This is a genomic window from Bradyrhizobium sp. (assembly GCF_019244115.1).
Classification (GTDB): domain Bacteria; phylum Pseudomonadota; class Alphaproteobacteria; order Rhizobiales; family Xanthobacteraceae; genus Bradyrhizobium.
In genome coordinates this window covers 1-2,346 of sequence record NZ_JAFATE010000512.1, presented here as the reverse complement: position 1 = coordinate 2,346, position 2,346 = coordinate 1, and the positions used below count along the sequence as shown (strand labels likewise).

At 60.5% G+C, this 2,346-nt stretch carries 3 protein-coding genes; 1 reads left to right on the top strand and 2 read right to left on the bottom strand.

All coding sequences use genetic code 11. The features are described from left to right. A partial coding sequence (locus JOZ76_RS22835; RefSeq protein WP_291702141.1) for an FAD-binding oxidoreductase occupies positions 1–281 on the top strand: 281 nt, incomplete at its 5' end. 25 nt (positions 282–306) lie between these two features. Here JOZ76_RS22835 and JOZ76_RS22830 read toward each other — a convergent pair. Together JOZ76_RS22830 and JOZ76_RS22825 are read right to left on the bottom strand one after the other, a co-directional pair. Beyond that, positions 307–1,740: an adenylate/guanylate cyclase domain-containing protein gene (locus JOZ76_RS22830; RefSeq protein WP_291702139.1), complete on the bottom strand. Its 1,434-nt coding sequence runs from the start codon at positions 1,738–1,740 to the stop codon at positions 307–309. Between the two features lie 396 nt (positions 1,741–2,136). Further along, on the bottom strand, positions 2,137–2,346 hold a 210-nt coding region (locus JOZ76_RS22825; protein WP_291702136.1), incomplete at its 5' end, for a hypothetical protein.

The following is a 2,346-nucleotide window of genomic DNA, read 5'->3' as shown; positions in this document are numbered from 1 at the left end:
TCGGCCACATCGGAGACGGCAACCTGCACTTCTCCTTCATGGGTCCTGTTGGCATGGACCGGCAGACACTCACGCAGTATTCGCGCGCGATCACGCGCGCCGTGAACGATCTCATCAGCTCGATGGGAGGTTCGATTTCGGCGGAACATGGCATCGGCATCGAGAAGATCGACGAGCTGGCGCACTACCGCTCCAGGACAGAGCTCGACATCATGCGCACGATCAAGCGGGCGCTCGATCCGAAAAACATCATGAACCCGGGAAAAATCCTGCGGATCTGATCGGTGACACCGAGTCCCGACTAGATTAGGACGCCATTCGGGCGAGACGATAGATCGACATCGCCTTGTTGACGCCCTTGAGCTCCGCCTCGCTCTTCGTCACCTTGCATGGCGCAATGATGTCTGCCACGGCCGACGCGCCGTAGACGTCTTCGGTGATGCAGATCTCGTCGCCGTCGGCGAGGTTCTGCACCCGCGCTGCGATGTTCACGGTCTGGCCAAAATAATCGAGCCGGTCGTTGAGCGTGACCGCGATCGAGGCTCCCCGATGCACGCCGATCTTCAGGATGAAATCGCGCTGCGGGCGGTCACGATTGAGCTGGTCCACGGCCTCGCGCATCTCGAGCGCGGCCTGCACCGCATCGGCCGAGGTCGAAAACGCCGCCATCACCGCGTCGCCGATCGTCTTGGTGACGGCGCCATTGTGCCGAATGGTGGCGTCGAGCAGATGCTGAAAATGCCGCTGCACCTGAATGTAGGCGTTGAGGTCACCGATCCGCTCGTAGAGTGCCGTCGAGCCCTTCAGATCGGTGAAGACCAGGGTGACATCGAGAACCGCAATGCCCTCCGTCGCACTGATCACCTCCGAGCGGAAGAAGTCGCGAAAGGTTTGCGTCATCAGCAGCCGCTTGCCGGACAAGGATGGCGTGAAGCGAAGTCTTGGGCGCTCAAAACTCGCCATCGGAAGCTGCAGGATGCCGAAGACCACCGGCAGCCTGCCGGCATTGCGAACGTCGAACACGACCTTGCCGGGCGCGATGGCCGTCGTGGCGGCTACGCATCTGCCGCCGTCGAGCATGACCGGTACATGGGATGGCGTTGCGCCCGCCGCGTTTGCGACCGGGAAAAAGAACTGGGCGTCGCTTTCGAAATCCTGGCCCAGAAGCGCGCCTTCGGCCGCATCAACTTCGAGATTGACCGCAGAACCTGGATCTATGCGGGTGAGCACCCTCACAAGCCCTTTGGCAGCCTCGCGCCATGGCACGCCATCGGGCAACATGCCGCCCGGCGTCAGCTTGTAATGGAAGACGAAATCCCAGGCCGATAGCGTATCGGGTTGATGGAAACGGATGCTGCGCACGGCGGGCGAAACCGTAAAAGTCACCGCGATGTAATCGTCGAGCGCGGCGTCGTAATCGCTTTGACAGAGGTGGCAGTGGAAATGCGTGTGCAGTTTGCGCAGGCTTCGAAAACTCTCGACGACGTCGGAGCACATCGGACAGACGAGCAGCCAGTCCATATCGAACAGCCCGGCCACGCAGGCATGGAGGAAAAGATCGATCGCTTCAGCTTCGGCGATCGATTTGTCCGTGGCGAACTGGACCGGATTGATACGGTAGAGCGCCTCGTCCGTGCCCGAGCGCAACAGCGTCTCCAGCCGCGAGACGACGCGTGGACTCCAGGACTTGGCCGCTTCAAGCGCGACCAGGCGCTCTTCGAGCTTCTTTTCGTCGATCATCGTATTACAGCGCGAAAAACCTTGGTCGTTCTCGGCGTTCCGGTAAATACACAATTCGTGCGCTCAGGGCGAGCCCATCGGGTCGGGTTTTTAGCGGCTAAAGCCGTGCGGCTGAAGGTGATGGCGTGTTCGTCCGTTCGCCTCAGTCGACCCGGTCGAACCAGAACCATCGAGAATATCAGCAACTGATCAATTGTGTCGTCTACGCTGCGGGTCGATCGCGTCCGATCCACCGTTGACGGCGAAGCGGGGTCAAGCCTTTCACGTGCATGTCTCTTGTGGTGACCACCAGATGCGAGCGCACCCTGGTTGGCGAACGGGAACAGGCGCCGGGTCAACGCGTGGCAACGGCTCGGGGATCCTGCGACGGTGACGGGCCATCAGGTCGAGAATGCGTCAGGCGATGGCAGCCAAACTCGTTGCCAAAGCGGGGCAGAATTGCGGCGACAACGGGAACCTTCTGTGAAACCGTTGCGCGAATGAAGGGGAACGCGCGATTCGGCACCTATTCACGACGTTTTTTCCAGTGCTGGGCGCTTCGGCAACAGGAGTTTTACTCGCGTAGTCATATTGCTGACGCGCCTCGATGCTACCAATGCGATAGTC